The sequence below is a fragment of the Micromonospora mirobrigensis genome, assembly GCF_900091555.1.
Taxonomy (GTDB): domain Bacteria; phylum Actinomycetota; class Actinomycetes; order Mycobacteriales; family Micromonosporaceae; genus Micromonospora; species Micromonospora mirobrigensis.
The window spans coordinates 20,516-43,773 of the sequence record NZ_FMCX01000011.1 but is presented as its reverse complement, the minus strand read 5'-3'; the positions used below and the strand labels follow the sequence as shown (position 1 = coordinate 43,773).

Below are 23,258 nucleotides of genomic sequence, written 5' to 3'. Positions count from 1 at the left end.
GCAGGTCACCAGCGGCGCAGGCGGGTGGCCAGCACGCTGAGGGCGGCGACGCCGGCGGTGGAGGTGCGCAGCACCGACGGGCCGAGCCGGACGGGCCGGGCGCCGGCCTCGCGGAAGGCCGAGAGTTCGGCCGGCGCGATGCCGCCCTCCGGGCCGACCACCAGCGTGATCTCCCCGGCGTCGGGCAGCTCGACGGCGGTCAGCCGCTCCTCGGCCTCCTCGTGCAGCACGAACGCCGCGGCGGACCCGGCCAGCCGGCGTACCACCGTGGTGGTGGACTCGTCGGGCGTCCCGGCCACCACCGGCAGCCACGCCCGGCGGGCCTGCTTGGCAGCCTCCCGGGCGGTCGCGGCCCACTTGTCCCGGGCCCGTACGCCCCGCTCGCCGCGCCACTGCACCACCGAGCGGGACGCCGCCCAGGGCACGATCTCGTCCACCCCGACCTCGGTCATCGCCTGCACGGCCAGCTCGCCCCGGTCCCCCTTGGCGATGCCCTGCACCACCACGACCCGGGGGACGGACGCGTCGACGTACCCCCGGGAGGTGACCCGCAGGTCGAGGGCGCCCCGGCCGACGGCGGTGACCTCGGCGGCGGCCGTGCCGCCCCGCCCGTCGGCGAGCAGCAGCTCCTCGCCGACCCGCAGTCGCGCGACGGTGGCCGCGTGGTGCCCCTCCGGGCCGTCCAGGGTCAGCGTGTCGGCGGTGGGCAGCGCCTCGACCAGGAACAGCGGCGCCGACACCTCAGGCGTGCCCGTTGAAGGCGTCGCGCATCCGGGAGAAGAAGCCGCCCTGCTTGGTCAGCTCGGCGACCTCCTCGCCGCGGGTCTTGGCGAAGTCGCGGAGCATCTTCTCCTGGTCGGCGTCGAGCTTGGTGGGGGTGCGCACGTCCAGGTGGACGTAGAGGTCACCCCGGCCGGTGCCGCGCAGGTGCGGCACGCCCCGCGCGCGCAGCCGCAGCGTGCTGCCCGGCTGGGTGCCGGGCTTGACGTCGACCGGCTCCTCGCTGTCCAGGGTCTTGATGGTCAGCCGGGTGCCGAGCGCCGCGGCCGTCATCGGCACGGTCACCCGGCAGTGCAGGTCGTCGCCCTTGCGGGAGTAGACGTCGTGCGGGCGCTCGTGGATCTCGACGTAGAGGTCACCGGCGGTGCCGCCGCCCGGGCCCACCTCGCCCTGCTGGGCCAGCCGGATCCGCATGCCGTCCTCGACCCCGGCCGGGATCTTGACGGTCAGCGACCGGCGGGTCCGGACCCGGCCGTCCCCGGCGCAGGTCGGGCAGGGGTGCGGGATGGTGGTGCCGTAGCCCTGGCAGACGGTGCACGGGCGGGCCGAGACCACCTGGCCGAGGAAGGTGCGCTGCACCGACTGGACCTCGCCCCGGCCGCCGCACGCCTCGCAGGTGGCCAGGTGCGTGCCGGCCGCCGTGCCGGCGCCGGAGCAGGTGGTGCAGAGCACCGCCGTGTCGACGGTGATCGGCGCCTCGACGCCGAACGCCGTCTCGTGCAGGTCCAGCTCCAGCCGCAGGATCGCGTCGGCCCCCGGCCGGGTACGCGGACGCGGCCCCCGGGCGCCGCCGGCGGCGCCGCCGAAGAAGGCGTCCATGATGTCCTGGAAGCCGACGAACGGGCCGGCTCCGCCCGGGCCACCCGGACCGCCGGCGCCCCCGCCGCCCGGGGCGAGCGGGTCGCCACCGAGGTCGACGATCTGCCGTTTCCGGTCGTCCGAGAGGACCTCGTACGCGGCGTTGATGTCCTTGAACTTCTCCTGTGCCTCCGGGTCCGGATTGACGTCCGGGTGGAACTGCCGCGCCAGCTTGCGGTAGGCGCGCTTGATCTCGTCGTCGGAGGCTTCCCGGCTCACGCCGAGAATGCCGTAGTAGTCCCTGGCCACTGGGTTCGGTGTCCTCATGTTCGTGTCGCGTTGCGCGGTCGTCGGCCGGAGCCGCCCACCGGCCCGGCGTCGGTGATCAGTTCTGGGCCAGCAGCTCGCCCACGTAGCGTGCCACGGCCCTCACCGTGGCGATGGTGCCGGGGTAGTCCATCCGGGTCGGCCCCAACACGCCGAGCCCGCCGAGCGCGGTCGCCCCCGGGCCGTATCCGGTGCTGACCACCGAGGCGGCCCGCAGGTTGTCGATCTCGTTCTCGTCGCCGATCAGCACCCGGGTGGTGGTCGACTCGGCCTCGCCGATGAGCTTGAGCATCACCACCTCCTCCTCCAGCGCCTCGAGGATGGGTCGCAGCGAGCCCTGGAAGTCGAGCAGGCCGCCCCGGGTGAGGTTGGCGGTGCCGGCCAGCGCGATGCGCTCCTCGTGCCGTTCGACGAGGGTCTCCAGCAGCACCGTGGAGAGGGTGGTCATGGCGCCGCGCAGCTGCGGGGTGGCCTCGTCGACCAGCGCCTGCACCAGCGGCGGGGTGTCGGTCAGCGGGCTGCCGACCAGCTTCTCGTTTACCAGCCGGCGCAGGTCGGTGACGTCCTCGGCGGGGATCGGGCCAGGCAGCTCGACCAATCGCTGCTCGACCCGGCCGGTGTCGGCGATCATGACCACCATCAGCCGGGTGGTGGAGATCGGCACCAGCTCCAGGTGGCGCACCTTGGAGCGGGCCAGCGACGGGTACTGCACCACGGCCACCTGGCGGGTGAGCTGGGCCAGCAGCCGGACCGTGCGGTGCACCACGTCGTCCAGGTCGACCGCGCCGACCAGGAACCGCTCGATGGCCCGGCGTTCGGCCGGGCTGAGCGGCTTGACCCGGGAGAGCCGGTCGACGAAGAGCCGGTAGCCGCGGTCGGTGGGCACCCGGCCGGCGCTGGTGTGCGGCTGCCGGATGTAGCCCTCCTCCTCCAGCACCGCCATGTCGTTGCGCACGGTGGCCGGCGAGACGCCCAGTTGGTGCCGCTCGACCAGCGCCTTGCTGCCGACCGGCTCCTGCGTGGCGACGTAGTCCTCGACGATCGCGCGCAGCACGGCGAGCTTGCGGTCGTCGAGACCCATCTCCCCACCTCCTCGCGCGCCCGCCCGGGGCCTGCGGCGCGACCGGGGCGAGCATCCTGGCACTCGACTGTAGCGAGTGCCAGTCTACGTCGGCACCCCCGCCGACGCGATGATCACGACGGGCCGGCGTCCGCCCGCCGCGGGTCGACGGCTGGCCGATCGGCGCGCCGACGCCGACCAGTGTCCCCTGGTGCCCCCTTGTCGACAGCACCTACCGTGACGTCCATGACTGAGCCACCTCGCCCACCGGGATCGGGGGAACCCGGCCCGTACCAGCCGGAACCGATCCCGCCCTCGGCCCCGTTCGGCCCGCCGGCCGGCGACGAGCCCACCGCACCGCTGTCCGGGGCCCCCGGGCAGCCCACGGCCGGCGGCTATCCCCCGCCCGCCGGTGGCTACCCGCCGCCGGGCGGTCACCCCCCGCCGGGCGTCGGCTATCCGACCGGTGGGGCGTACGGGCCGCCGACCGGCTACGCCAACGCCGAGGACAAGACCTGGGCGCTGGTCGCCCACTGGGGCGGCGCCGCCGCGACCTTCTTCACCGCCTGGCTGGGTTTCCTACCGCCGCTGATCGCCATGATGGGCCGTGGGGCGCAGTCCCCGACCGTCCGGGCGCACGCCGTGGAGGCGCTCAACTTCCAGCTCACCTGGCTGGGCGCGTCGGTCGCCCTGTCGATCGTGCTGTGCTGCGGCACGGTGGTCACCCTCGGCCTGGGCAGCGTGCTGTTCTTCCTGCTCGGCGGCCCCTGGCTGGTCGGGGTGATCTTCGGCGTGATCGCCGGGATCAAGGCCGGGGAGGGGCAGCTCTACCGCTACCCGATGTCGATCCGCCTGGTGAAGTGAGTCGACGGCGGGCGCCCCGGCGGTGACCGGGGCCCCGCCGGCTCAGGGCAGCAGGTCGCGGACCACCGCGTCGGCCAGCAGCCGGCCGCGCAGGGTGAGCACGGCCTGCCCGCCGGCGTACCGGTCGGCGTCCAGCAGGCCGGCCGCCCGGGCCCGTTCGGCGCCGGCCCGGCCCGCGTCGTCCAGCGCGGCAAGCGGCAGGCCGGAGGCCAACCGCAGGCGCAGCATCACGTCCTCCATGTGCGCCTCGTCCGGGGTCAGCACCTCGCGGGCCAGGCCGGGCGACTCGCCGGCGGCGAGCCGCTTCGCGTACGCGGTGGGGTGCTTGACGTTCCACCAGCGCACCCCGCCGACGTGGCTGTGCGCCCCCGGGCCGAGGCCCCACCAGTGCGCCCCGGTCCAGTAGAGCAGGTTGTGCCGGCACCGGGCCGCCTCCGAGCGGGCCCAGTTGGAGACCTCGTACCAGGAGAAACCGGCCGCGTGCAGCGCCGCCTCCGCGGCCAGGTAACGGTCCGCCGCCACGTCGTCCGAGGGGTACGGCAGCTCGCCACGGCGCATCCGGGCGGCCAGCCGGGTCCCGTCCTCCACGATCAGGGCGTACGCGCTGACGTGGTCCACCCCGGCCGCGACCACCTGGTCCAGGGAGGTGGCGAAGTCGTCGGCGCTCTCCCCCGGCGTGCCGTAAATCAGGTCCAGGTTCACGTGGTCGAAGCCGGCGTCCCGGGCCTCCAGGGCGGCGGCGGTGGCCCGGCCGGCGCTGTGCCTGCGGTCGAGGATCGCCAGCACACCGGGGGCGGCGGACTGCATGCCCAGCGAGATCCGGGTGTAGCCGGCCGCCCGCAGGGTCTTCAGCGACTCACGCGTGACCGACTCGGGGTTGGCCTCGGTGGTCACCTCGGCGTCGGCGGCCAGCCCCCAGGTGCGGTCGATGCCGTCGAGGATCCGGGCCAGGTCGTCGGCGGGGAGCAGGGTCGGCGTGCCGCCGCCGACGAAGACGGTGTCCACCCGCGGCGGCGGGGTGTCGCCCAGCACCCGGGCGGCCAGCGCCAGCTCGGCGAGCACGGTGTCGGCGTACGACTCGCGGTCGGCGCCACCGCCCAGCTCCGCCGAGGTGTACGTGTTGAAGTCGCAGTAGCCGCAGCGACTGGCGCAGAAGGGCACGTGGACGTAGACGCCGAAACCACGCGCGCCGACGGCACGGGTGGCGGTGGCGGGCAGCGACCCGTCCACGGGGACGGATTCGCCTTCTGGAAGAGCGCCGGGCATGGCCACTAGTGTGCCCGGCATGACCTCCTCCGACGCGCTCGTGCGGGTCTCCACGGCCCGCGGGGTGACCACCCTCACCCTGGACAGCCCGCACAACCGCAACGCGCTCTCCACCCCGCTGATGACCCAGCTGCTGGACGGGCTGACCGCCGCGGTGGCCGACGACACGGTCCGGGTGATCGTGCTGGACCACACCGGGCCGGTCTTCTGCTCCGGCGCGGACCTCAGGGAGACCGCCGCCGCGTACGCCTCGGGCACCGTCCCGGCCGGGAAGCTGGGCGACGTGCTCGCCGCGGTCCGGGAGTGCCCGAAGCCGGTGCTGGCCCGGGTGGCCGGCCCGGCGCGGGCCGGCGGGCTGGGCCTGATCGCGGCGGCCGACCTGGCGGTCTGCGCGCAGGAGGCCACCTTCGCCTTCACCGAGGTCCGGATCGGGGTGATCCCGGCGGTCATCTCCGCCACCGTGCTGCCCCGGCTGCACCCGCGCGCCGCCGCCGAGCTCTATCTGACCGGGGACACCTTCGACGGCCGGCGGGCCGCCGAGGTCGGCCTGGTCACCGCCGCCGTGCCGGCCGCCGAACTGGACGAGGCGGTGGCGCGGTACTGCGCGTCGCTGGTCCGGGGCGCCCCGAGGGCGCTGGCCGGGGCGAAGGAGCTGCTGCGCCGGCCGGCCGCCACCGACCTGCGGGCCGAGATCGCCGACCTGGCCGCCCGCTCCACCGGCTACTTCCTGTCCGAGGAGGGCATGGAGGGGGTGCTGGCCTTCCGGGAGAAGCGCCCCGCGGCCTGGGTGCCCGCCGAGTGAGTTTCTCCGCCGTCGGCCGGGGGAACTCCCCAGCCCGACGGCGCGGACACACAGTGCGACCGGTCGGTCACGGCGAGCGGCTCGGCCGGTCGGACGACCCGAACGGTGGTTTTGGAGACGTACTCTTGTCGAACTGGTGAACGGGAGGTGCGGGTGCGAACTCGGGCAATCGTGGCGGCCGGCGTGGCTCTGGTCGTCGTCGCCGTCGTCGGGGTCTGGGTCGTCGCCCGTCACGTGGTCGACAACCTGCGCCTTCCCGTCGCGGACCGGTCGTGCACCGTACAGGCCGACGGTCGGGTCGTGCTGGACGGCGACCAGATGGCCAACGCGGCGACGATCGCGGCGATCGGCACCCAGCAGCGGCTGCCCGAGCGGGCGGTGGTGGTCGCGCTGGCCGCCGCGTACCAGGAGTCCGGGCTGCGCAACCTCGCCGGCGGCGACCGGGACTCGGTCGGCCTGTTCCAGCAGCGACCCAGCCAGGGCTGGGGCACCCCGACGCAGATCCGCGACCCGAGGTACGCCGCCAAGCGGTTCTACACGGCGCTGGGCAGGGTGCGCGGCTGGGAGCGGATGCGGGTCACCGACGCCGCGCAGGCGGTGCAGCGCTCGGCCTTCCCCGAGGCGTACGAGAAGTGGTCCGACGAGTCGCAGGTGCTGACCCGGGCCCTGCTCGGCGAGGCGACCGGCGCGGTGGCCTGCGCGGTCGGGCCGTACCCGACGATGCGCGGCCAGGCCGCGGCCGTGGCGCTGACCCAGGGGCTCACCCTGGACTGGGGGCTCGGCCTGGGCAGCTCCGCCGCCGCCACCGACCTGACCGGCCTCGCCGTCCCCGCCCCCGACCTGCGTGACGGCTGGCGGTACGCGCACTGGCTGGTCTCGCACGCCCACGACCACGGGGTGAAGCGGGTGCGCTTCGGCGACCTGGAGTGGACCGCGACCGCCGGCAAGTGGAACAAGATCACCGACGACCGGCCGGACGACGCGCGGGTGCTCGCCGAGGTCTTCGCCGACGCCTGACCCGACCGCGGCGCGGTGACGTCAGGGGCGGGTGCCGGCGAGCCGGCGGCGGACCTTGTCCAGCAGCGGTGCGGGCAGCTCGGTCACCTCGGCGAGCCGGGGCAGCAGTTCCGGCTCCAGGCTCGTCGCCCGGAACACCTCGCCGATGGTGACGCTGTGCGCCGGCCGCTCCACCACCTCGACCGGGTCACCGGGGCCGACCTCGCCCTCCCGGAGCACCCGCAGGTACGCCCCCGGCAGGGCCCGCACGGTGAACCGCTTGATCAGGTCCGGCACCCCCCAGAAGCCGGCGAAGGTCGTGCACGGGGTACGCGGCTTGGTCACCTGGAGCAGCGCCGTGCCGACCGCCCACTGCTCGCCGATCACCGCGCCGGTGACGTCCACCGCGTACGTGGTGAGGTTCTCGCCGAACGCGCCGGCCGGGACCGCCCGGCCCAGCTCGGCCGCCCACCAGCCGGCGTCCTCCTCGGCGTAGACGTAGACCGCCTGGTCGGCGCCGCCGTGGTGGGCCCGCTCGGCGATGAAGTCGCCGACCAGCCCGTCGAGGCGGACCATCACCGGCCCGTCGACCGGCCGCTTGTCGATGCCGCTGCGACCGCTGGCGTCGCCCGCCCACTCCGCCTCGGTCACCGTGCCGAGGTTCACCGCTGCCACCCTGCCCGTCATGCCGGTGAGCCTAGTGCGGCGGGTCAGCGGCGGGGAATGCGTCATCTCAGCCCTTGACGGCGCCGGCGACCAGCCCGGAGACCATCCGGCGCTGCACCAGCAGGAAGAACACGATCACCGGCAGGGTGAACAGGGTGGACGCGGCCATCACCGAGCCCCAGGCCGTGTCGTCCCGGCCGAAGAAGAAGGTCATCGCCACCGGCAGGGTGTAGCGGCTCTGGTCGTTGACGAAGGTCAACGCGAAGATCAGCTCGTTCCAGGCGGTGATGAAGGAGAAGATGCTGGTCGCGACCAGGCCGGGCGCCACCAGCGGGAAGAGGATCCGGCGGAAGGTCTGCATCCGGCTGGCGCCGTCGATCGCCGCCGCCTCCTCCAGTTCCTTGGGCACGGCCGCGACGAAGCCACGCAGCATCCAGACCGCGAACGGCAGCGAGAAGCCGAGGTACGTCAGGATCAGGCTGGGCAGCGTGTTGTAGAGGCCGAGCCGCTGGATCATCAGGAACAGCGGGATGACCAGCGCCTCCAGCGGGATCATCTGCACCACCAGCAGCATGATCAGGAAACTGGTCCGCAGCTTGAACCGGAACCTGGCCACCGCCGTCGCGGCGAACAGCGCCACCAGCCCGCTGAGCAGCACGGTGGCCACCGCGACCAGCACGCTGTTGAGAAAGAAGTCGAGGAACGTCACGCCCGGGATCAGGTTGCCGGTGAGGATCTCCCGGTAGTGCTCCAGGGTCGGCTGGGCCGGCACCGGTCGCGGCGTCGACGCGAAGATCTCCCGGTTCGGCTTGAGCGAGGTGGCGACCATCCAGTAGACCGGGAAGGCGGCGAAGAGCGCGACCAGCAGGCCGGCCCCGTTGAGCGCGATCCGCTTCACGCGTCCTCCTCCTGCCGGAGCACCATCCGGACGTAGATGCCGGTGACCAGGAGCAGGATCAGGGTCAGGATGACCGCGATCGCCGCGCCCAGGCCGTACTTGGGCGGGGGCGAGAACGCCTCCGCGTAGGAGTAGATGGAGAGCATGAAGGTCGTCCGGTCCTGGGTGCCGCCGGCCAGCACGAACTGCTGGGTGAAGACCTTGAAGTCCCAGATGGTGGAGAGCACCACCAGGATCCCGAAGACCGGCCGGAGCATCGGGAAGGTCACCGACCAGAAGACCCGCCACGGGCCGGCGCCGTCGACCCGGGCCGCCTCGTGCAGCTCGCTCGGCACGCTCTTCAACCCGGCCAGCACGCTGACCGCGATGAACGGGAACGAGTGCCAGACCACCACCAGGGTGAGGATGGCGAAGAAGAGCAGCGGCGAGTTGAACCAGCCGTACCCGGTCCAGTCGCTGCGCCCGAACAGGGCGGTGGAGAGCCCGTCGGGCAGCTTGTTGAACAACCAGGTCACCAGGCCGCTGGTGTCGTCGAAGATCCACTTCCAGACGATGGTGCCGGTCAACGCCGGGGTCGCCCAGGCCAGCATCACGCAGCTGGCGACGAAGGTGGCCATCCTCTTGCCCAGCCGGTTGAGCAGCAGCCCGACCAGGGTGCCGAGGATCATCGTCAGCACCACGTTCGCGGCGGCGAAGAGCACCGTGTTGCGCAGCACCCTGAGGAAGAACGGGTCACCGAGGATCTGGACGTAGTTGTCCAGCCCGACCCACGGCCACTCGCGCGTACCGCGCAGCTGCCGGACGTTGTTCAGCTTGTAGAACGACATCGCCACCACCTGGCCGAGCGGCCAGAGCAGCAGCACCGCGATGATCGCCAGGCAGGGCAGGAGCAGCAGGTACGGCAGGCGGTCGACGCGGGGCCGCCGCCGCGCGGGGGTCTCCCGCGCGGCGGCCGCCTCCGGAGCCTCGGTCAGGGTGCTCACTTGGCGTTGAGGATGCTTTCCATCTCGGTGGCCGCGTCGGCGGTGGCCTGCTCGACCGTCTTCTGCCCCTTGATGACCGAGCTGTTCATCGCCTGGGTGACCGTCTTGGTCCGGCTGACCTCGACCCACTTCGGGGTGAGCGGGGTCAGCTTGGTCTTCTGCATCGCGGTGGCGAACGAGGCCATCACCTTGTCGTTGGTGTACTCACTGCCGCCGACCAGGTCGCTGTAGACCGGGAAGAAGCCCAGGCTGCTGGCGAACTCCTTGTCCTTCTGCTTGCTCAGCAGCGCGGTGGTGTAGTCCCACGCCAGGTCCTGGCGCTCGCTGTCCTTCCAGATGGCGATGTCGGAGCCACCGGCGAAGGCGGGAGCCGCCTGGCCGTCCGGGCCCGGGATGGGGAACGTGCCCCAGACCTTCTCGATCTCCGGGTTGTCCTTCTTCATCGCGGCGCCCTGCCAGCTACCGGCGAAGGCCATCGCGGCCTTGCCGGTGGCGAACTGGGTCCGGGCGTCGACCTCGTTCCAGCCGGCGGCGGCCGGCGGGGCGACCTTGTGCACGGTGACCAGGTCGGTCCAGAACTTGACCGCCTTCTGCGCCTCCGGCGTGTTGTAGCCGGACTTCCAGGTGTCGCCCTGCTTGGTGGCGATCTCCGCGCCGGCACCCCAGAGGAAGGAGTAGAACGGCAGCTCCGAGTTGCCGGGCAGCGCGATGCCGTAGGTGCCGGGCTTCTTGGCCTGGACGGCCTTGGCGACGGTGACCAGCTCGTCCCAGTTCTTCGGCGGCTGCACGCCGGCCTCGGCGAACCAGTCGGTGCGGTAGTAGATGCCGCGCACGCCGGCGTACCACGGCACGCCGTACTGCTTGCCGTCGAGCTGGGCGTTCTTGACCAGGTCGGGGAGGATGTCCTTGCCCTCGGACCAGCCGTTGAACTTGTCGCTGACGTCGGCGAGCGCCTCCTGGGCGGCCCAGCCCTGCGTCTCGGTGTTGCCCAGCTCGGTGACGTCCGGACCCTCACCGCCGGCGAGCGCCGCCTGGAACTTCTTCGGCGCCTCGAGCCAGGGGATGTACTGGACGACCACGTCGGTGTCCGGGTGCTTCTTGCGGAACTCGGTCTCGACGGTGTCGAGGAACGCGTTCTGCGCGTCCCCGCCCTCGCCCATCATCCAGACCGTCAGCTTGCTGTCGTCGGCGGCCTCGTCCTTGTCCGAGCCCCCACAGCCGGTCAGCACCATCGCGGCCGACGCCACGAAGGCGGTGACCGGGGCCAGCCGCTTCCACCTGTTCACGCCACATCTCCCTCGCGCCGTCCTGGCACTAACCTTCTCCGCCGCACCTTAGTAGGAAAAATTCCTTTACGACAGGGGGTGGACGGGAAGCCACGGCGAGGCGACCGTACCGCAGCTCGCGGGGCCCCCGGCAGATCGGGACGAGTCACCACGGGACCGGCGGTGACGGCGCCGCGGTGTTACCGGACCGGAACCTGAGGTGCCGAACGGCATACCTCCGAACGGCGGCACAACGCGAGCGGGCGCCCGACCCTGAGGTCGGACGCCCGCTGAGGTGCGAGTGGTGTCAGTAGCGCGAGACGCTCCGGCGGCGACCCACACCGGCGACCAGCGCCACGGCGATGGCGGCCAGCACGACCTGGACGAACAGCTCACGCCAGTCGATGCCGGCGGTCTCCGTCGCGATACCCATGGCCCGGGCCAGGACCGTACCGAGCAGCGCGGCGCCGACGCCGATCAGCATGTGCAGCCACATCGGCATGTTCTGCCGGCCCGGAACGACCAGGCGCCCCAGCGCGCCGACGATGAGACCGACGACGAGCGCGGTGATGATGCCCCAGACGGTGAGCTCCATGGTCGCCCTCCTCCTTCTAAGTTTCCGTCACACGTTTTCGTGTGGTTCCTGTCGTGACCGCTTAGTTCCCGACCCGTCGAAAAACCAAACCCGACTTTCGGCCCGGCAGATCCCCAGATCCCCCGATCGGGGACGATCCCGCCACGTCCGCCCAGCTCACGGCCCCCGGTCCAGCCACCGCAACCCCCACCCCCCATTGACGCACGCCATCCTCCCGCCCTCGCCGAGGCACCAACATCCCGATGTTGTCCGCCACGGACCCGGTGGGAGACGACAACATCCCCGATGTAGTCGCCGTGGATCCGGCGGGAGACGACAACATCGCTGATGTTGTCGGCTGCGTGTGGGCACGACGCGAGCGGGCGCCCGACCGTGGTGGTCGGGCGCCCGCTCGAAGTCGCGAGATGTCGCGGAATTACCGGGTGACGTGGTGGCGACGACGACCCACACCGGCCACCAGGGCGACGGCGATGGCGGCCAGCACGACCTGGACGAGCAGCTCACGCCAGTCGATGCCGGCGGTCTCCGTCGCGATACCCATGGCCCGGGCCAGGACCGTACCGAGCAGCGCGGCGCCGACGCCGATCAGCATGTGCAGCCACATCGGCATGTTCTGCCGGCCCGGAACGACCAGGCGGCCCAGCGCGCCGACGATGAGACCGACGACGAGCGCGGTGATGATGCCCCAAACGGTGAGCTCCATGGTCGCTCCTCCTTCTAAAAGATCCCGTACACACGTTTTCGTGTGGTTCCTGTCGTGACCGCTAGATGCCCGAACCGCCGAAAAGCCAAACCGACTCATCCAGCAGGAGAGCGCCGTACGTCGATGGTCGGGGCTGCGTCGATCCGGCAGGACCGCAGGTCGGGAAGGGTGCGAACGATCGATGGACGGCGCGTCAAGGACGGAAAAATTTCTTCGCCGGACCCGGGTTCCGCCCCCGGTACGGCACCGGACGCCCCGCGTTCAGGGGTATCAGCGCCTGCCCGGAGGCCCCTGGGCCGGCGGACGGCGGGCGGGCGTACGCCGAAAAGGCCGGCGCCGGAGGCGGTGCGGGACCGTCGCGGTCCGTCGCACCTCTTGCGGCGCCGGCCCTGGTACGACCGGGAGCGCTACTTCTTGCCGGCGGCCTTGGCGTCGCCCGAGTCGGACGAGAGGGCGGCGATGAAGGCCTCCTGCGGGACCTCCACCCGGCCGACCATCTTCATCCGCTTCTTGCCCTCCTTCTGCTTCTCCAGCAGCTTGCGCTTACGGCTGATGTCACCGCCGTAGCACTTGGCGAGCACGTCCTTGCGGATCGCCCGGATGGTCTCCCGGGCGATCACCCGGCTGCCGATGGCCGCCTGGATCGGCACCTCGAACTGCTGACGCGGGATGAGACTGCGCAGCTTCGCCGCGATCGACGTGCCGTAGTTGTACGCCTTGTCCTTGTGCACGATGGCGCTGAACGCGTCCACCGGCTCGCCGTGCAGCAGGATGTCCACCTTCACCAGATCGGACGCCTGCTCGCCGGAGGGCTCGTAGTCCAGCGAGGCGTAGCCCTTGGTGCGGCTCTTCAACTGGTCGAAGAAGTCGAAGATGATCTCGGCGAGGGGCAGCGTGTAGCGCAACTCCACCCGGTCGGCGGAGAGGTAGTCCATGCCGAGCAGGTTGCCCCGGCGCCCCTGGCAGAGCTCCATCACCGCGCCGACGTAGTCGTTCGGGGTGAGCACGGTCGCCCGCACGACCGGCTCGTACACCTCGGCGATCTTGCCGGTCGGGTACTCGCTGGGGTTGGTCACCACGATCTCCTGGCCGTCCTCGGTGATGGCCCGGTAGACCACGTTCGGCGCGGTGGAGATCAGGTCGAGGTTGTACTCGCGCTCCAGCCGCTCCCGGATGATCTCCAGGTGCAGCAGGCCGAGGAAGCCACAGCGGAAGCCGAAGCCGAGCGCGCCGGAGGTCTCCGGCTCGTAGTCGAGCGCGGCGTCGTTGAGCTTGAGCTTGTCCAGCGCCTCGCGCAGGTTGGGGTAGTCCGAGCCGTCGATCGGGTAGAGGCCGGAGTAGACCATCGGCTTCGGGTCCTTGTAGCCGCCGAGCGCCTCCCTGGCCGGGTTGCCGTTGATGGTGACCGTGTCACCGACCCGGGACTGACGCACGTCCTTAACGCCGGTGATCAGGTAACCCACCTCGCCGACGCCGAGCCCCTCGGCCTTCACCATCTCCGGCGAGATGACGCCGATCTCCAGCAGCTCGTGCACCGCCCCGGTGGACATCATCTTGATCCGGTCCCGGGCGCTGATCCGGCCGTCGATCACCCGGACGTAGGTGACCACGCCGCGGTAGACGTCGTACACCGAGTCGAAGATCATCGCCCGGGCCGGGGAGCCGGCCTCCCCGGTGGGCGGGACGAACTGCCGGACGATCTCGTCGAGCAGGTACGGCACACCCTCGCCGGTCTTGCCGGAGACCCGGATGCAGTCCGCCGGGTCGCCGCCGATCAGGTGGGCCAGCTCCTCGGCGTACTTCTCCGGCTGGGCGGCCGGCAGGTCGATCTTGTTGAGCACCGGGATGATGCGCAGGTCGTTCTCGAGCGCCAGGTAGAGGTTGGCCAGGGTCTGCGCCTCGATCCCCTGGGCGGCGTCGACCAGCAGGATCGCGCCCTCGCAGGCGGCCAGCGAGCGGGACACCTCGTAGGTGAAGTCCACGTGGCCCGGGGTGTCGATCATGTTGAGCACGGCGGCCTCGCCGGCCCGGTCGCCCTCCCGGATCGTCCACGGCATGCGGACGGCCTGGCTCTTGATGGTGATACCGCGCTCGCGCTCGATGTCCATCCGGTCCAGGTACTGCGCGCGCATCTGCCGGGGGTCGACCACACCGGTGAGCTGCAACATCCGGTCGGCCAACGTCGACTTTCCGTGGTCGATGTGGGCGATGATGCCGAAGTTCCTGATGCGCGCCGGGTCGGTGGCACCAGGAGCGTTCGCGCCGGGATCGAGCTTCGGTGGCACAGCGGTCCGTTCTGGTCGGCTGACGTGAGCGGGCCGGCGTGCCGCCGGCCCCCTCTATGCTCCCACGTCGCTCCGGACGCGGTCGGATCACTCCTGGGGTGCGCGGCGGGTCACCCCGGCTCACTCCATCGGCGGCTCGACGAAGAGGGCCGCGAGCTTCGGCAGCCGGCGGCGGGCCTCCTCCTCGTCGTCGAAGTCCCAGAAGTCGTTCAGGTCCGGCTCGGCGGCCGTGAAGGGCTCCGCCGGCAGCTCGGCCGCCGTCGCCTTCCGATACGCGTCCCAGGCCACCGTGAGCATCGGCTCGCACTGGAACTCCTCGCCGCTGAGCGCGGCCGCCCGCACCCGGGGCAGCTCGGCCAGGGAGTCCGGCCGCCCCACCGCCCCGGCGAAGACCGCCCGGCCCTGGGTCATCAACCAGCCCCGGAAGTACGCGAAGCCGTCGGCCGAGACGCCACCGTTGATCAGGTACGCCGCGCCCCAGAGGTCGACCTTGTGCGAGGCGGTCAGCACCCGCCGCTGGTGCTCGGCGTACCCGGCGATCTCCTCCGGGTCGCGCTCGGCGAGCAGCGCGACCGCCCGGGCGGCGACCGCGTCGGCCTCTCCCCCGGCACCGGCCCGGGCGTCGTCGATCAGCTGCCAGAACTCGTCGGTCCTCATGGTCAGGCAGTCTCGCAGAGCGGGCCGACATCCCGAGCGCGGCACGACGCGACCGGCGGCCGGTGCCGCCCGACGCGACCGGTGCGGCAGCATGACGGGCGTGCGCGAGCCCGTCCTGCCCCCGGTGCCCTACCACGCGACCGCCGCCCGGCCCCACTGGTCGGAGCTGCCGGCGCAGCTGCGCGCCGCCGTGGCCGGCCGGCTGGGCGGCCCGGTGGTGGCGGCCCGGACCGCCGGGGCGGGCTTCACCCGGGGCTTCGCCGGCCTGCTGGAGACCGCCGACGGCGGCCGGATCTTCGTCAAGGCCGCCGACCTGACCCGGCAACGGCACCTCGCCGACTGGTACCACCGGGAGGCGCTGGTGCTGGCCCGGCTCCCCGCCGGCCTGCCGGTCCCCCGGCCGCGCTGGGCGCTCGACGCCGCCGGCTGGTACGCGGTCGCCCTGGACGCCGTCGACGGTGAGCTGCCCCGGCTGCCCTGGAACCCGACCGAGCTGACCGCCACCCTCGCCGGGTACGCCGAGGTGGCCGCCGCGCTCGCCGACCCACCGCCGGAGCTGGTCGCCCTCGGGGCGCCGCACCTGGCCGACCTGGCCCGCACGGACATCCTGCGCTGGGGCGAGGTGGCCGCCGGCCGGGAGCCTGCGCCTCCACTACCCCCGTGGGCCGCCGAGCGGCTGCCCGACCTGGCCGCGCTGGAGGCCCGGCTGCCGGCGTACGCGGCCGCCGCGGGCGGGCTGATCCACGGCGACCTGCGGCTGGACAACGTGTTGATCGACCCGGTCGGCCGGGCCTGGTTCTGCGACTGGAACTGGCTCTGCCACGGGCCGGCCTGGTTCGACCTGGTCGGCCTGCTGATCACCGCGTACGCGAGCGGCCTCGACGCCGACGTGGCCTACGCCACCCACCCCGCCGCGGCGGACGCGCCGCCGGACGCGCTCGACGTGACCCTGGCCGCGCTGGCCGGATACCTTCTCACCAGCGCCACCGACGGCCCCTCCACCGCCTCCCCGCACCTGCGCGGACACCAGCGGTTCAGCGGTGGACAGGCACTCCACTGGCTGGCCGCCCGGCGCGGGTGGGCGTGAGCGTTTTGGCTCGTCCGGGCCGACCTGGTAACCTGGCTCTTCGCGCAGCGATGACGCATGCTCGTCGCGCGCGGAAGCAGACCAAACCGAGCTATCAAGACGAGGCTGTCGCGTGGCGAACATCAAGTCCCAGATCAAGCGCAACCGGCAGAACGAGAAGCGCCGGCTGCGTAACAAGTCGGTCAAGTCGTCGCTGAAGACCGCCATCCGCAAGTTCCAGGAGGCTGCGGAGGCCGGTGACACCGAGAAGGCGACCGTCCTCATGCAGGACGCCGCCCGCAAGCTGGACAAGGCCGCCAGCAAGGGCGTCATCCACGCCAACCAGGCGGCCAACCGGAAGTCGGCCATCGCCAAGCGCGTGGCGTCGTTCTCCGCCTGACCGGCCGAGCTCAGACCTGAACCGGAAGCCCCGGGGTGAGACCCCCGGGGCTTCCGGTCGTCTGTGTTTCACCGGGCGGGTCGATCGCACCACCCGGCCGTCGGGGCCGCGGCGGCCGCTCCGCCGGACGGTGGCGTGGGATGCCGGGAACTCGGCTCTGGTGCGGCTCGGTCAGCGGCGGAGGTCGCGTCGGTCGGTGAGGTCGTGGGTGGTGGGCAGCTCGCGTACCGGTCCGGCCGCGTGCAACGTCGGACGGCTCGTCACCACCACGCCGGGGACCGTCCAGTCCACCCGCGCCCGCCCCACCACCGGCTCCATCTGCCGCCGGAACCGGTCGCGCTCCTGGTCCGGCACGAGCGCCGCGGAACGGACCACCACCTCGGCCACCATGTCGTTGAGCTTGACCATCAGCGCCACGGCGGCCGGCAGCACCAGCACGGCCCACCAGCTGACCAGCTCGGCGAGGGCCAGCAGAGCGGCCAGCGCGACGGCGCCCTCGAAGAAGAGGAAGCAGAGCACCCCGCCCGGGTTGACGAAACGCAGCCCGAGCAGCCGGGCGTAGAGCGGCCGGAACCGCTCCTCGTCCGTCGGGATCGTCGCCCACGCCGTCCGCGGCGCCCCGGTCACCGGCCGCCGCCCTGACGTGCGGCGGCGACGGAGAAGACGGCCTTCTCCAGGGCGTACGCCCGGTCGTCGGCCCCGCCCTTGACGGCCGCGTTGCACTCGGCGGCCGCCCGCATCGCCTCGACCAGGCCCTCCGGCGTCCAGCCCCGGGCGCGCTGCTGGGCGTTCTTGACCTTCCACGCGGGCATCCCCAGCGTGCCGGCGAGCTGGTACGGGTCACCCCGACCGGCGGCGGCGACCCGGGCCACCGTGCGCACCCCGTCGGCCAGGGCGTCGGCGATCGGCACCGGGTCGACACCGACGTGCAGCGCCCACCGCAACGCCTCCAGCGCCCCGGCGACGTCCCCGACCATCGTGGCGTCGGCGACCGTGAAACCGGTCACCTCCACCCGACCGCGGTAGTAGCGGGCGACGGTGTCCGCGCCGATCCGCCCGTCGGTGTCGGCGAGCAGCTGGGAGCAGGCCGCGGCGAGCTCCCGCAGGTCCGTACCGACCGCGGCGATCATCGCCTCGGCGGCGTCGTCGGTGCACCTGCCGCCGCCCCGGCGGATCTCGTCGCGGACGAACGCCACCCGCTCCCGGTGCCCCTTGAGCTTGGCGGCGGGCACCACGGTGGCCCCGGCGCCGCGCAGGCCGTCGGCGAAGGCCCTGCCCTTGGCCCCGCCGACGTGCAGGGCGACCAGTTGCACGTCCGGGTCGGGGTTCTTCGCGTACGCCAGCAGCGCGGTGACCAGGTCCTTGCGGGCGTCCTGGGCGGAACGCAGCACCAGGACCCGGCGGCCGCCGAAGAGTGACGGGCTGAGCATCTCGGCGATCTCGCCCACGGTGAGCGCGCCCGCCTGGTACTCGCGCACGTCCACCTCGGGGTCGACCCGGCGGGCCGTGGCCACGGCTTCGGAGACCGCGCGCGTGGCGAGCAGCTCCTCGTCACCCAGGACGAGCAGAATGGGAGGGAGGCTGGCGGCGGTCACGCCGCCCATACTCGCACGGCTTTCGGCCGGATCGTGCCTGCTCATCGGCCGCTCGGGCGGCACAGCCCGCACACAACGCAAAACCCGACATTCACCACAGTTTCCGCCTTCCAGGCAAGTCACTCGAAGTCGCCGCAGCGGACCGCCCCGGGCCGGGGAGCCTTGTCGGGCCGCGCCGGATCGGGCGGCCCGGCCGGGTCGGGCCTCACCGCCGGCGGCCCGCCGGGATGCCCCGTTTCGCGACCGCCAGCCCACCTCTGCCGGTGAGCACCGCGAGGTCCCCGTCGGTGTCGGTACGGAGCACCCGTACCCCGCCGCGGGCGAGGCGGTCCAGGATCTCCGGGCTCGGATGGCCGTACATGTTGCCCACCCCGACCTGCACCAGCGCCACGGCCGGCCGGACCGCGTCCAGGAAGGCCGGGTCCTGGTACGCGCTCGCATGAGCGCGTCGACTACCGGATAAAGCAAGCGGGCCCGGCAGGTGCTGTAACACCTGGACTCCGGGCCCTCGACGGACAGTGGAGGTCCGCCGCCCATGAGTGTAGCTGTGAAGGCTGCCCTGCTCGCCACCCGTGACCTCGGGAAGAACGAGCGCGCCGTAGCTATCGCCATCGCTGCCCACGCCAACAACGAGGGCAACGCTTGGCCCTCCGTCGCCACCCTCGCCGAGTACGCCGGCTGCTCTGAGCGGACCGTACAGCGGGCCCTCGCCAAGCTGGTGCAGCTCGGCCGCCTGGTGGTCGCCAAGGTCACCGGTATCGCCACCCGGGTCTACCGGCTGGTGACTGGCCAGGGGGTGACGAACGCTCCCCAGGGGGTGACGAATCAGCCGGTGGGGGTGACGAATCAGCCCGCCGGGGGTGACAGCCAGGGTGACACCCGAAGTGGTGAAGACCAAGGGAAGTTGAAGACGGGCGCAAGCGCCCGCGACTGGCGTCGATTCCTTCCCAAGAACAAGAGCAACAACCCTGGCACCAACGGCTACCCGTACCCCGAGCGCAAGGGCGCTGCCCTCCCGATGACCGCCGGTGGCGACCGCTGCACCAAGCCGGGACACGTTGGCCAGCCTGCCGGCCGGTGCATCCCCTGCCGCTCTGAGGCTCTGGCGGGTGCTCGATGAACGGCACCGCTGCCTACGCGCTCGGCCTGATCCTCATCGGCGGCCCGGTCTCGATGCTCGCCCCGTTCGTCATCGCTCGCCGGCTGGTTGAGCGGCACACCGCTCCCGCCGATGCCCCCTCCACCCTCGCCGCAGGAGAAGCAGTGCAGATCATCCAGGCGCGCACCGGAGCGCCATGCACGGTCGTTCCCAACCGTCGCGTAATCGTCGTCGACCCCGCTCTCACCCGCGAGGCTGCCGCCCGGCTGATCCGGACCGCGCTGCCGCAGGCCAGCACCGACGAGATCGCGCAGTGGGTCGGAGGGATCGCCCGATGAGCACCGCCACCGTCACCAGCGCCTACCCGCGCCCCGTCGCCGACCTGCTTCCCGCCGTTCGGGACCTGGCCGACAGACTCGGCGAGATCCCCTCACGCAACCAGATCATGCGCGAGTTCAAGGTGGGTGCGCCCAAGGCTCAGGCTGTCCGCCTGGCCCTGGTCGCCGAGCCCATCACCCTGCCGGACGAGACCGAGGCCGGGCCCACCTCGGACCCGTGGGAGTACGCCGAGCCTGCCCCGGTCCCGCCGGCCCTGCCGGTCGACACTGCCCCGGTTCCGCTGATCCTCCCCGCCGAGAAGGTCGCTGAGCCGTTCGCCGAGGTCGACCAGGTTGGACACCCGGCGGACGAGGTTGAGCCCGTCACCGTGGCGAGCGAGTCTCGCCGGCTGGCTTCCTGGCCGGTGATCCTGATCGCGCTGCCCGCGTTCGTGGCCATCTGGTCCGGGTGGGTCGGGCTCGGCGGACTGACCGGGTTCGGGGTGGTCCACCCCCTGCCCGGGATCGCTGACGAGTTCAGCATCAACACGGCCATCACGCTGCCGATCGGCGTGGAGGTCTACGCCGCCTACGCCCTGCGAGCCTGGCTGTCGGGCCTGGTTCCGCCCCGGGCTCGCCGGTTCGCCAAGTGGTCCGCCATCGGGTCTCTGCTGGTGGGTGCTCTCGGCCAGGTGGCCTATCACCTCCTGGTCGCCGCCGGCATCACCTCGGCCCCGTGGTGGATCACCACCCTGGTTGCCTGCCTGCCGGTCGCCGTGCTCGGCATGGCCGCTGCCCTTGCCCACCTGTCGCACGAGGAGGGCTGACCGATGACCGAGCTTGAGCGGGCTCTCCGCAAGCTGCGGCGCAAGCACACCGTGTCGCGGGTGGCCTACCGGTACGTCTCCGGTAGGCCGCTCAGCGGCAAGCAGGGTTACCCGTACCGCCACCGGGGACCGGGTCGGTTGGCCGGCTGGCAGCGTCAGGCATACCGCCTTGGTGTGCCGGCTGCCGCCGGCCTGGCCGTGGCCTTCCCTGACGCCTCGCTGACTGCGGCCAGCGGCGCGGCTCTGGCTGCCGCCTGGCGCGGCCGGCAACGGCTGGTACGCCGCCGATTCAACCGCGAGTACGTCGCGCCGACCCTGACCGCTCTCGCCCCGGCGATGGGCTTGCAGACCGGCGTGCGCCTGCACGTTGATCCCTCGTTGGGCAACCTCACGCCCCGACTGGCCAAGCCGCTCAGCCCTGCCGAGAAGGCGGTAAGGGCCTGGTACGGCGAGCACGTCGAGCCGGTGATCCGGTGGCTTCCTGAGCGTGCGCAGCGGGCGGCGTGGGCGGTGCAGCGTAAGGCGGAGCCGGTCACGTCCCGGCTGGCTGTGTTCCGCCGGCCGGTCGACGGCGACCAGGGCCCGCGTATCGAGCTGGAGGCGGACACCCCGTACCTGACTAAGGAGCAACGGCAGCTTGTCTCCTCCATCATCGGGAGCAAGATCCCGGTCTCTGACCTGGTCGAGACCTGGCACCAGGTAGGTCCGCGGGTAACCGCTACGTGGACGGTGCGTAAGCGTCCGCCGGCTCGGGTCGGCGTCGACCAGGTCGCCGAGCATCTGCCCCGTCTGGCCGAGTGGGAGTTCTACATCGGGCAGGGTGCAGGCGACCGGCCCGTGATCCTGTCTCTGCGCGACGACTCCCCGCACATCGCGGTGAGCGCCGGATCGGGTGCGGGCAAGAGCGTGCTTGCCGAGCTGGTCGCGGTGCAGGTGCTCAACCGGGGTGGCCGGGTGGTGATCCTCGACCGCAAGGGCTCGCACCGGTGGGCGCTCGGCCTGGCCGGCGTCGACTACTGCACCAAGCCGGCGCAGATGCATGACGCCCTGGTGCGCCTGGCCACGCTCGCCGACGAGCGGAACACCCTGGCCATGCACGAGGCCGAAGACTGGGACCCCGGTCCCCGCGTGCTGGTCATCTGCGAGGAGTTGAACGCCACCATCGGGCAGCTCGTCAACTTCTGGGCCGAGGCACGCGGCAAGGGAGACCCGAAGCGCTCCCCCGCCGTCTCGGCCCTGGCCGACCTGCTCTTCATGGGACGAAGCGCCAAGGTCAACGTGCTGGCCATCGCGCAGATGCTCACCGCTCGCGCCATCGGCGGACCCGAGGCACGAGAGAACTTCGGCATCCGGTGCCTGGCCCGATACACGGCCAACAACTGGAAGATGTTGGTACCCGAGGCAGCCATGCCCCGGGTATCCCGCACCCTCGGCCGGTGGCAGATAGTCATCGGTGGGCAGGCGACTGAGACTCAGGTCGCCTACCTCACCGCCGCTGAGGCTCGGCAGCTTGCATGTCCCCGGTCCCCGGAGACATCCCAGGTCAGCGACCTATCAAGCCCTGCCGGGGACTTCCTGACACTGCGCCAAGCGGTAGACGTCGGAGTGCTCCCCTGGTCCTACGAAGCGGCCAAGAAGCGGCTACAGCGCCGAGTCGGCGAGGTTCCCGAGACGCGCGGTAAGCAGGGGAACGCTGACCTGTACGCCCGGCAAGATCTCGTGACGTGGGCCGGGGTCCAAGCTGGGAGCTAGAGGTGAGATCTACCCCTCGGACCATAAATCCAAGACCTGCTGTTGCAGATTTACGAGCCCAGGTAACCTGCAACGGTAGATGGTGTACAGCGACGGTAGACAACTCGTCTAGCGTCACTGAACGAGGAAGACCCCCGCCCCTCTGGTGCCACCCACGAGGCGAGGGCCTTCCCGGCTGATGTGGGCCTAGCTGACGGTTGTCAGTTGGGCCCGCATCCGTTTCCGGCCAGCGTCACCGCCAGGCCGACGGCGTAGGTGAGCACCTTGAGTGTCAGTGCCACCCACTCCCCGACAGTCCGCCACCGGTTGGCGTTGGTCTGCCGGTCTCGCATCGGGCCCGAAGGCCCCTTGCCGCGCTTCTTCACTCGCCGTTCCTCCCCGAGATCTGGGCCGGGGGACCGTCCCCCGCGCGTCGAGGCGATCCGTGCCCGACTTCATCTCGGAGACCAGGTTCGGTCTGTTGTTTGCGCTGGAGACACCATACCGGCTCTGTCCTGTGTGTCTGGGCGTCGTACGACCTGCGTGCCAGAACACTTGTTCGACGGCATATCCGCATGGCTGGTCCTAGTTCCGCCATCACTGAGGCCGGAACGTCCCACCCACGCCCCGGGACAACTTCTTGTGCAGCCCGGAGGGCTCGATCAGGAGGGTGTGCACCGCCAGATCGATGTCGAAGATGCCGGCGGAAGCCTGTACGAGAAGTGCAGGTACGGGATCAGCTCGCAGCTGAAGATGAGCGGAAACGGTGCATGGCGCATCGCTTGCCGATGAAGTCAGCGGCGGGCATTAGCCAAGGAACAACGACGCCCCGGCACCGAGCCTCGGTGACCGGGGGGCGCTCGCCAGGCGTCTACGCCTGATCTTCATCCCCAGCCAGGTGAGGCCGATGCTCCCTGATCCATGCTTCAACCTCAGACTTCAACCAGACGGCACCCATGCCGAGTCGGTCGTACGGCTGCGGGAAGTCTGGCCGGTCGATGATCTGCCGCGTCCGCTGCCTGCTGACACCGAGTCGGGTGGCGATCTCGCCTGCTCCGTAGAGGTGACGTGGCACGGCGGCAGGTTAGCCATGGTGCAACTGGTCAAACCGCATCTTGTCTAGGAGCACCTTGCGCCTTGACAAGGGGTGATCGGGCGGTGACTCTCGATTGCATGCCGCCACGCAACGCTCTCCCCGTCCTAAACCGGTCAGCCCGCTCGGTCCGTCCGCATCACCCGATGCGGCCAACCTGGCTGTGCCGGGTGTGCGCCGCCCCC

At 71.8% G+C, this 23,258-nt stretch carries 24 protein-coding genes and 1 pseudogene; 9 read left to right on the top strand and 16 right to left on the bottom strand.

The annotated features are described in order from the left end of the window. Positions 1-5: 5 nt before the first annotated feature. The 3 genes from GA0070564_RS26390 to hrcA form a co-directional block, all read right to left on the bottom strand. Positions 6-740 carry a 16S rRNA (uracil(1498)-N(3))-methyltransferase gene (locus GA0070564_RS26390; RefSeq protein ID WP_091614934.1) on the bottom strand — a complete coding sequence of 245 codons (735 nt, stop codon included), beginning with the start codon at positions 738-740 and terminating at the stop codon, positions 6-8. A gap of 1 nt (position 741) precedes the next feature. Next, entirely contained in the window at positions 742-1,887 is a 1,146-nt protein-coding gene (gene dnaJ, locus GA0070564_RS26385; protein WP_176730851.1) for a molecular chaperone DnaJ, read from the bottom strand. A 76-nt stretch (positions 1,888-1,963) separates the two neighbouring features. After that, positions 1,964-2,986 (bottom strand): heat-inducible transcriptional repressor HrcA, encoded by a 1,023-nt coding sequence (gene hrcA / locus GA0070564_RS26380; RefSeq protein WP_091614928.1) that lies wholly within the window; start codon positions 2,984-2,986, stop codon positions 1,964-1,966. Positions 2,987-3,211: 225 nt separating this feature from the next. Here hrcA and GA0070564_RS26375 point away from each other — a divergent pair, with 225 nt between their 5' ends. Continuing rightward, positions 3,212-3,829 (top strand): DUF4870 domain-containing protein, encoded by a 618-nt coding sequence (locus GA0070564_RS26375; RefSeq protein ID WP_091614925.1) that lies wholly within the window; start codon positions 3,212-3,214, stop codon positions 3,827-3,829. 42 nt (positions 3,830-3,871) lie between these two features. Here the strand turns inward: GA0070564_RS26375 and hemW are convergent, their stop codons facing one another. Further along, the gene (hemW, locus tag GA0070564_RS26370) at positions 3,872-5,095 is read right to left on the bottom strand and encodes a radical SAM family heme chaperone HemW (RefSeq protein ID WP_176730850.1); all 1,224 of its coding nucleotides are present in this window, start codon (positions 5,093-5,095) and stop codon (positions 3,872-3,874) included. A 19-nt stretch (positions 5,096-5,114) separates the two neighbouring features. Here hemW and GA0070564_RS26365 point away from each other — a divergent pair, with 19 nt between their 5' ends. Continuing rightward, complete coding sequence (locus GA0070564_RS26365) at positions 5,115-5,897, top strand: enoyl-CoA hydratase-related protein (RefSeq protein ID WP_091614914.1); 783 nt, start codon at positions 5,115-5,117, stop codon at positions 5,895-5,897. Positions 5,898-6,044: 147 nt separating this feature from the next. Then, positions 6,045-6,914, top strand: a complete 870-nt coding sequence (locus GA0070564_RS26360; protein ID WP_091614910.1) for a hypothetical protein — start codon at positions 6,045-6,047, stop codon at positions 6,912-6,914. Positions 6,915-6,935: 21 nt separating this feature from the next. Here GA0070564_RS26360 and GA0070564_RS26355 read toward each other — a convergent pair whose 3' ends face one another. The 8 genes from GA0070564_RS26355 to GA0070564_RS26320 form a co-directional block, all read right to left on the bottom strand. Beyond that, positions 6,936-7,580, bottom strand: a complete 645-nt coding sequence (locus tag GA0070564_RS26355; protein WP_091614906.1) for an MOSC domain-containing protein — start codon at positions 7,578-7,580, stop codon at positions 6,936-6,938. Between the two features lie 46 nt (positions 7,581-7,626). Then, entirely contained in the window at positions 7,627-8,457 is an 831-nt protein-coding gene (locus GA0070564_RS26350; RefSeq protein ID WP_091614903.1) for a carbohydrate ABC transporter permease, read from the bottom strand. Beyond that, positions 8,454-9,440: a carbohydrate ABC transporter permease gene (locus GA0070564_RS26345; RefSeq protein ID WP_091614900.1), complete on the bottom strand. Its 987-nt coding sequence runs from the start codon at positions 9,438-9,440 to the stop codon at positions 8,454-8,456. The genes GA0070564_RS26350 and GA0070564_RS26345 overlap by 4 nt, the downstream gene beginning before the upstream one ends. Continuing rightward, on the bottom strand, positions 9,437-10,726 hold the full coding sequence (locus tag GA0070564_RS26340) for a sugar ABC transporter substrate-binding protein (protein ID WP_091614896.1): 1,290 nt from the start codon (positions 10,724-10,726) through the stop codon (positions 9,437-9,439). The genes GA0070564_RS26345 and GA0070564_RS26340 overlap by 4 nt, the downstream gene beginning before the upstream one ends. A 286-nt stretch (positions 10,727-11,012) precedes the next feature. Further along, positions 11,013-11,300 (bottom strand): GlsB/YeaQ/YmgE family stress response membrane protein, encoded by a 288-nt coding sequence (locus tag GA0070564_RS26335; protein WP_088972722.1) that lies wholly within the window; start codon positions 11,298-11,300, stop codon positions 11,013-11,015. Between the two features lie 415 nt (positions 11,301-11,715). After that, a complete protein-coding gene (locus GA0070564_RS26330; RefSeq protein ID WP_091614893.1) occupies positions 11,716-12,003 on the bottom strand; it encodes a GlsB/YeaQ/YmgE family stress response membrane protein in 288 nt (95 codons plus the stop codon). A 407-nt stretch (positions 12,004-12,410) separates the two neighbouring features. Then, entirely contained in the window at positions 12,411-14,288 is a 1,878-nt protein-coding gene (gene lepA / locus GA0070564_RS26325; RefSeq protein WP_091614889.1) for a translation elongation factor 4, read from the bottom strand. A gap of 120 nt (positions 14,289-14,408) precedes the next feature. Next, a complete protein-coding gene (locus tag GA0070564_RS26320) occupies positions 14,409-14,945 on the bottom strand; it encodes a DUF4240 domain-containing protein (protein WP_091614885.1) in 537 nt (178 codons plus the stop codon). Positions 14,946-15,036: 91 nt separating this feature from the next. Between GA0070564_RS26320 and GA0070564_RS26315 the strand changes: the two genes are divergently transcribed. Then, positions 15,037-16,032 carry a phosphotransferase family protein gene (locus tag GA0070564_RS26315; protein ID WP_091614881.1) on the top strand — a complete coding sequence of 332 codons (996 nt, stop codon included), beginning with the start codon at positions 15,037-15,039 and terminating at the stop codon, positions 16,030-16,032. Between the two features lie 112 nt (positions 16,033-16,144). Beyond that, complete coding sequence (gene rpsT, locus GA0070564_RS26310) at positions 16,145-16,411, top strand: 30S ribosomal protein S20 (protein WP_088972727.1); 267 nt, start codon at positions 16,145-16,147, stop codon at positions 16,409-16,411. 171 nt (positions 16,412-16,582) lie between these two features. Here the strand turns inward: rpsT and GA0070564_RS26305 are convergent, their stop codons facing one another. The 3 genes and pseudogenes from GA0070564_RS26305 to GA0070564_RS26295 all read right to left on the bottom strand — a co-directional run. Beyond that, positions 16,583-17,038 (bottom strand): hypothetical protein, encoded by a 456-nt coding sequence (locus tag GA0070564_RS26305; RefSeq protein WP_091614877.1) that lies wholly within the window; start codon positions 17,036-17,038, stop codon positions 16,583-16,585. Then, a complete protein-coding gene (holA, locus tag GA0070564_RS26300) occupies positions 17,035-18,015 on the bottom strand; it encodes a DNA polymerase III subunit delta (protein ID WP_091614873.1) in 981 nt (326 codons plus the stop codon). The genes GA0070564_RS26305 and holA overlap by 4 nt, the downstream gene beginning before the upstream one ends. Before the next feature lie 196 nt (positions 18,016-18,211). Continuing rightward, positions 18,212-18,448 (bottom strand): annotated as a pseudogene (locus GA0070564_RS26295) (hypothetical protein); the annotation flags it as partial. Between the two features lie 93 nt (positions 18,449-18,541). Between GA0070564_RS26295 and GA0070564_RS30290 the strand changes: the two are divergent. The 4 genes from GA0070564_RS30290 to GA0070564_RS26275 are packed head-to-tail and all read left to right on the top strand — an operon-like array spanning position 18,542 to position 22,001. Next, a complete protein-coding gene (locus tag GA0070564_RS30290; RefSeq protein ID WP_091614869.1) occupies positions 18,542-19,126 on the top strand; it encodes a helix-turn-helix domain-containing protein in 585 nt (194 codons plus the stop codon). After that, complete coding sequence (locus tag GA0070564_RS26285; protein ID WP_091614866.1) at positions 19,123-19,443, top strand: hypothetical protein; 321 nt, start codon at positions 19,123-19,125, stop codon at positions 19,441-19,443. Before GA0070564_RS30290 ends, GA0070564_RS26285 begins: the two co-directional genes overlap by 4 nt. Beyond that, positions 19,440-20,249, top strand: a complete 810-nt coding sequence (locus GA0070564_RS26280) for an ABC transporter permease (protein ID WP_091614862.1) — start codon at positions 19,440-19,442, stop codon at positions 20,247-20,249. Before GA0070564_RS26285 ends, GA0070564_RS26280 begins: the two co-directional genes overlap by 4 nt. Before the next feature lie 3 nt (positions 20,250-20,252). Continuing rightward, the gene (locus GA0070564_RS26275) at positions 20,253-22,001 is read left to right on the top strand and encodes a type IV secretory system conjugative DNA transfer family protein (protein WP_091614857.1); all 1,749 of its coding nucleotides are present in this window, start codon (positions 20,253-20,255) and stop codon (positions 21,999-22,001) included. A 200-nt stretch (positions 22,002-22,201) separates the two neighbouring features. Here GA0070564_RS26275 and GA0070564_RS30285 read toward each other — a convergent pair whose 3' ends face one another. Then, positions 22,202-22,333, bottom strand: a complete 132-nt coding sequence (locus tag GA0070564_RS30285) for a hypothetical protein (protein WP_281182196.1) — start codon at positions 22,331-22,333, stop codon at positions 22,202-22,204. Positions 22,334-23,258: the final 925 nt, after the last annotated feature.

Coding starts and splice junctions, on each gene's coding strand:
- hrcA (WP_091614928.1), bottom strand. CDS start 2,986: ATGGGTCTCGACGACCGCAAGCTCGCCGTGCTGCGCGCGATCGTCGAG.
- GA0070564_RS26375 (WP_091614925.1), top strand. CDS start 3,212: ATGACTGAGCCACCTCGCCCACCGGGATCGGGGGAACCCGGCCCGTAC.
- hemW (WP_176730850.1), bottom strand. CDS start 5,095: ATGCCCGGCGCTCTTCCAGAAGGCGAATCCGTCCCCGTGGACGGGTCG.
- GA0070564_RS26365 (WP_091614914.1), top strand. CDS start 5,115: ATGACCTCCTCCGACGCGCTCGTGCGGGTCTCCACGGCCCGCGGGGTG.
- GA0070564_RS26355 (WP_091614906.1), bottom strand. CDS start 7,580: ATGACGGGCAGGGTGGCAGCGGTGAACCTCGGCACGGTGACCGAGGCG.
- GA0070564_RS26335 (WP_088972722.1), bottom strand. CDS start 11,300: ATGGAGCTCACCGTCTGGGGCATCATCACCGCGCTCGTCGTCGGTCTC.
- GA0070564_RS26330 (WP_091614893.1), bottom strand. CDS start 12,003: ATGGAGCTCACCGTTTGGGGCATCATCACCGCGCTCGTCGTCGGTCTC.
- GA0070564_RS26320 (WP_091614885.1), bottom strand. CDS start 14,945: ATGAGGACCGACGAGTTCTGGCAGCTGATCGACGACGCCCGGGCCGGT.
- GA0070564_RS26315 (WP_091614881.1), top strand. CDS start 15,037: ATGACGGGCGTGCGCGAGCCCGTCCTGCCCCCGGTGCCCTACCACGCG.
- holA (WP_091614873.1), bottom strand. CDS start 18,015: ATGGGCGGCGTGACCGCCGCCAGCCTCCCTCCCATTCTGCTCGTCCTG.
- GA0070564_RS30290 (WP_091614869.1), top strand. CDS start 18,542: ATGAGTGTAGCTGTGAAGGCTGCCCTGCTCGCCACCCGTGACCTCGGG.
- GA0070564_RS26285 (WP_091614866.1), top strand. CDS start 19,123: ATGAACGGCACCGCTGCCTACGCGCTCGGCCTGATCCTCATCGGCGGC.
- GA0070564_RS26280 (WP_091614862.1), top strand. CDS start 19,440: ATGAGCACCGCCACCGTCACCAGCGCCTACCCGCGCCCCGTCGCCGAC.
- GA0070564_RS26275 (WP_091614857.1), top strand. CDS start 20,253: ATGACCGAGCTTGAGCGGGCTCTCCGCAAGCTGCGGCGCAAGCACACC.
- GA0070564_RS30285 (WP_281182196.1), bottom strand. CDS start 22,333: ATGCGAGACCGGCAGACCAACGCCAACCGGTGGCGGACTGTCGGGGAG.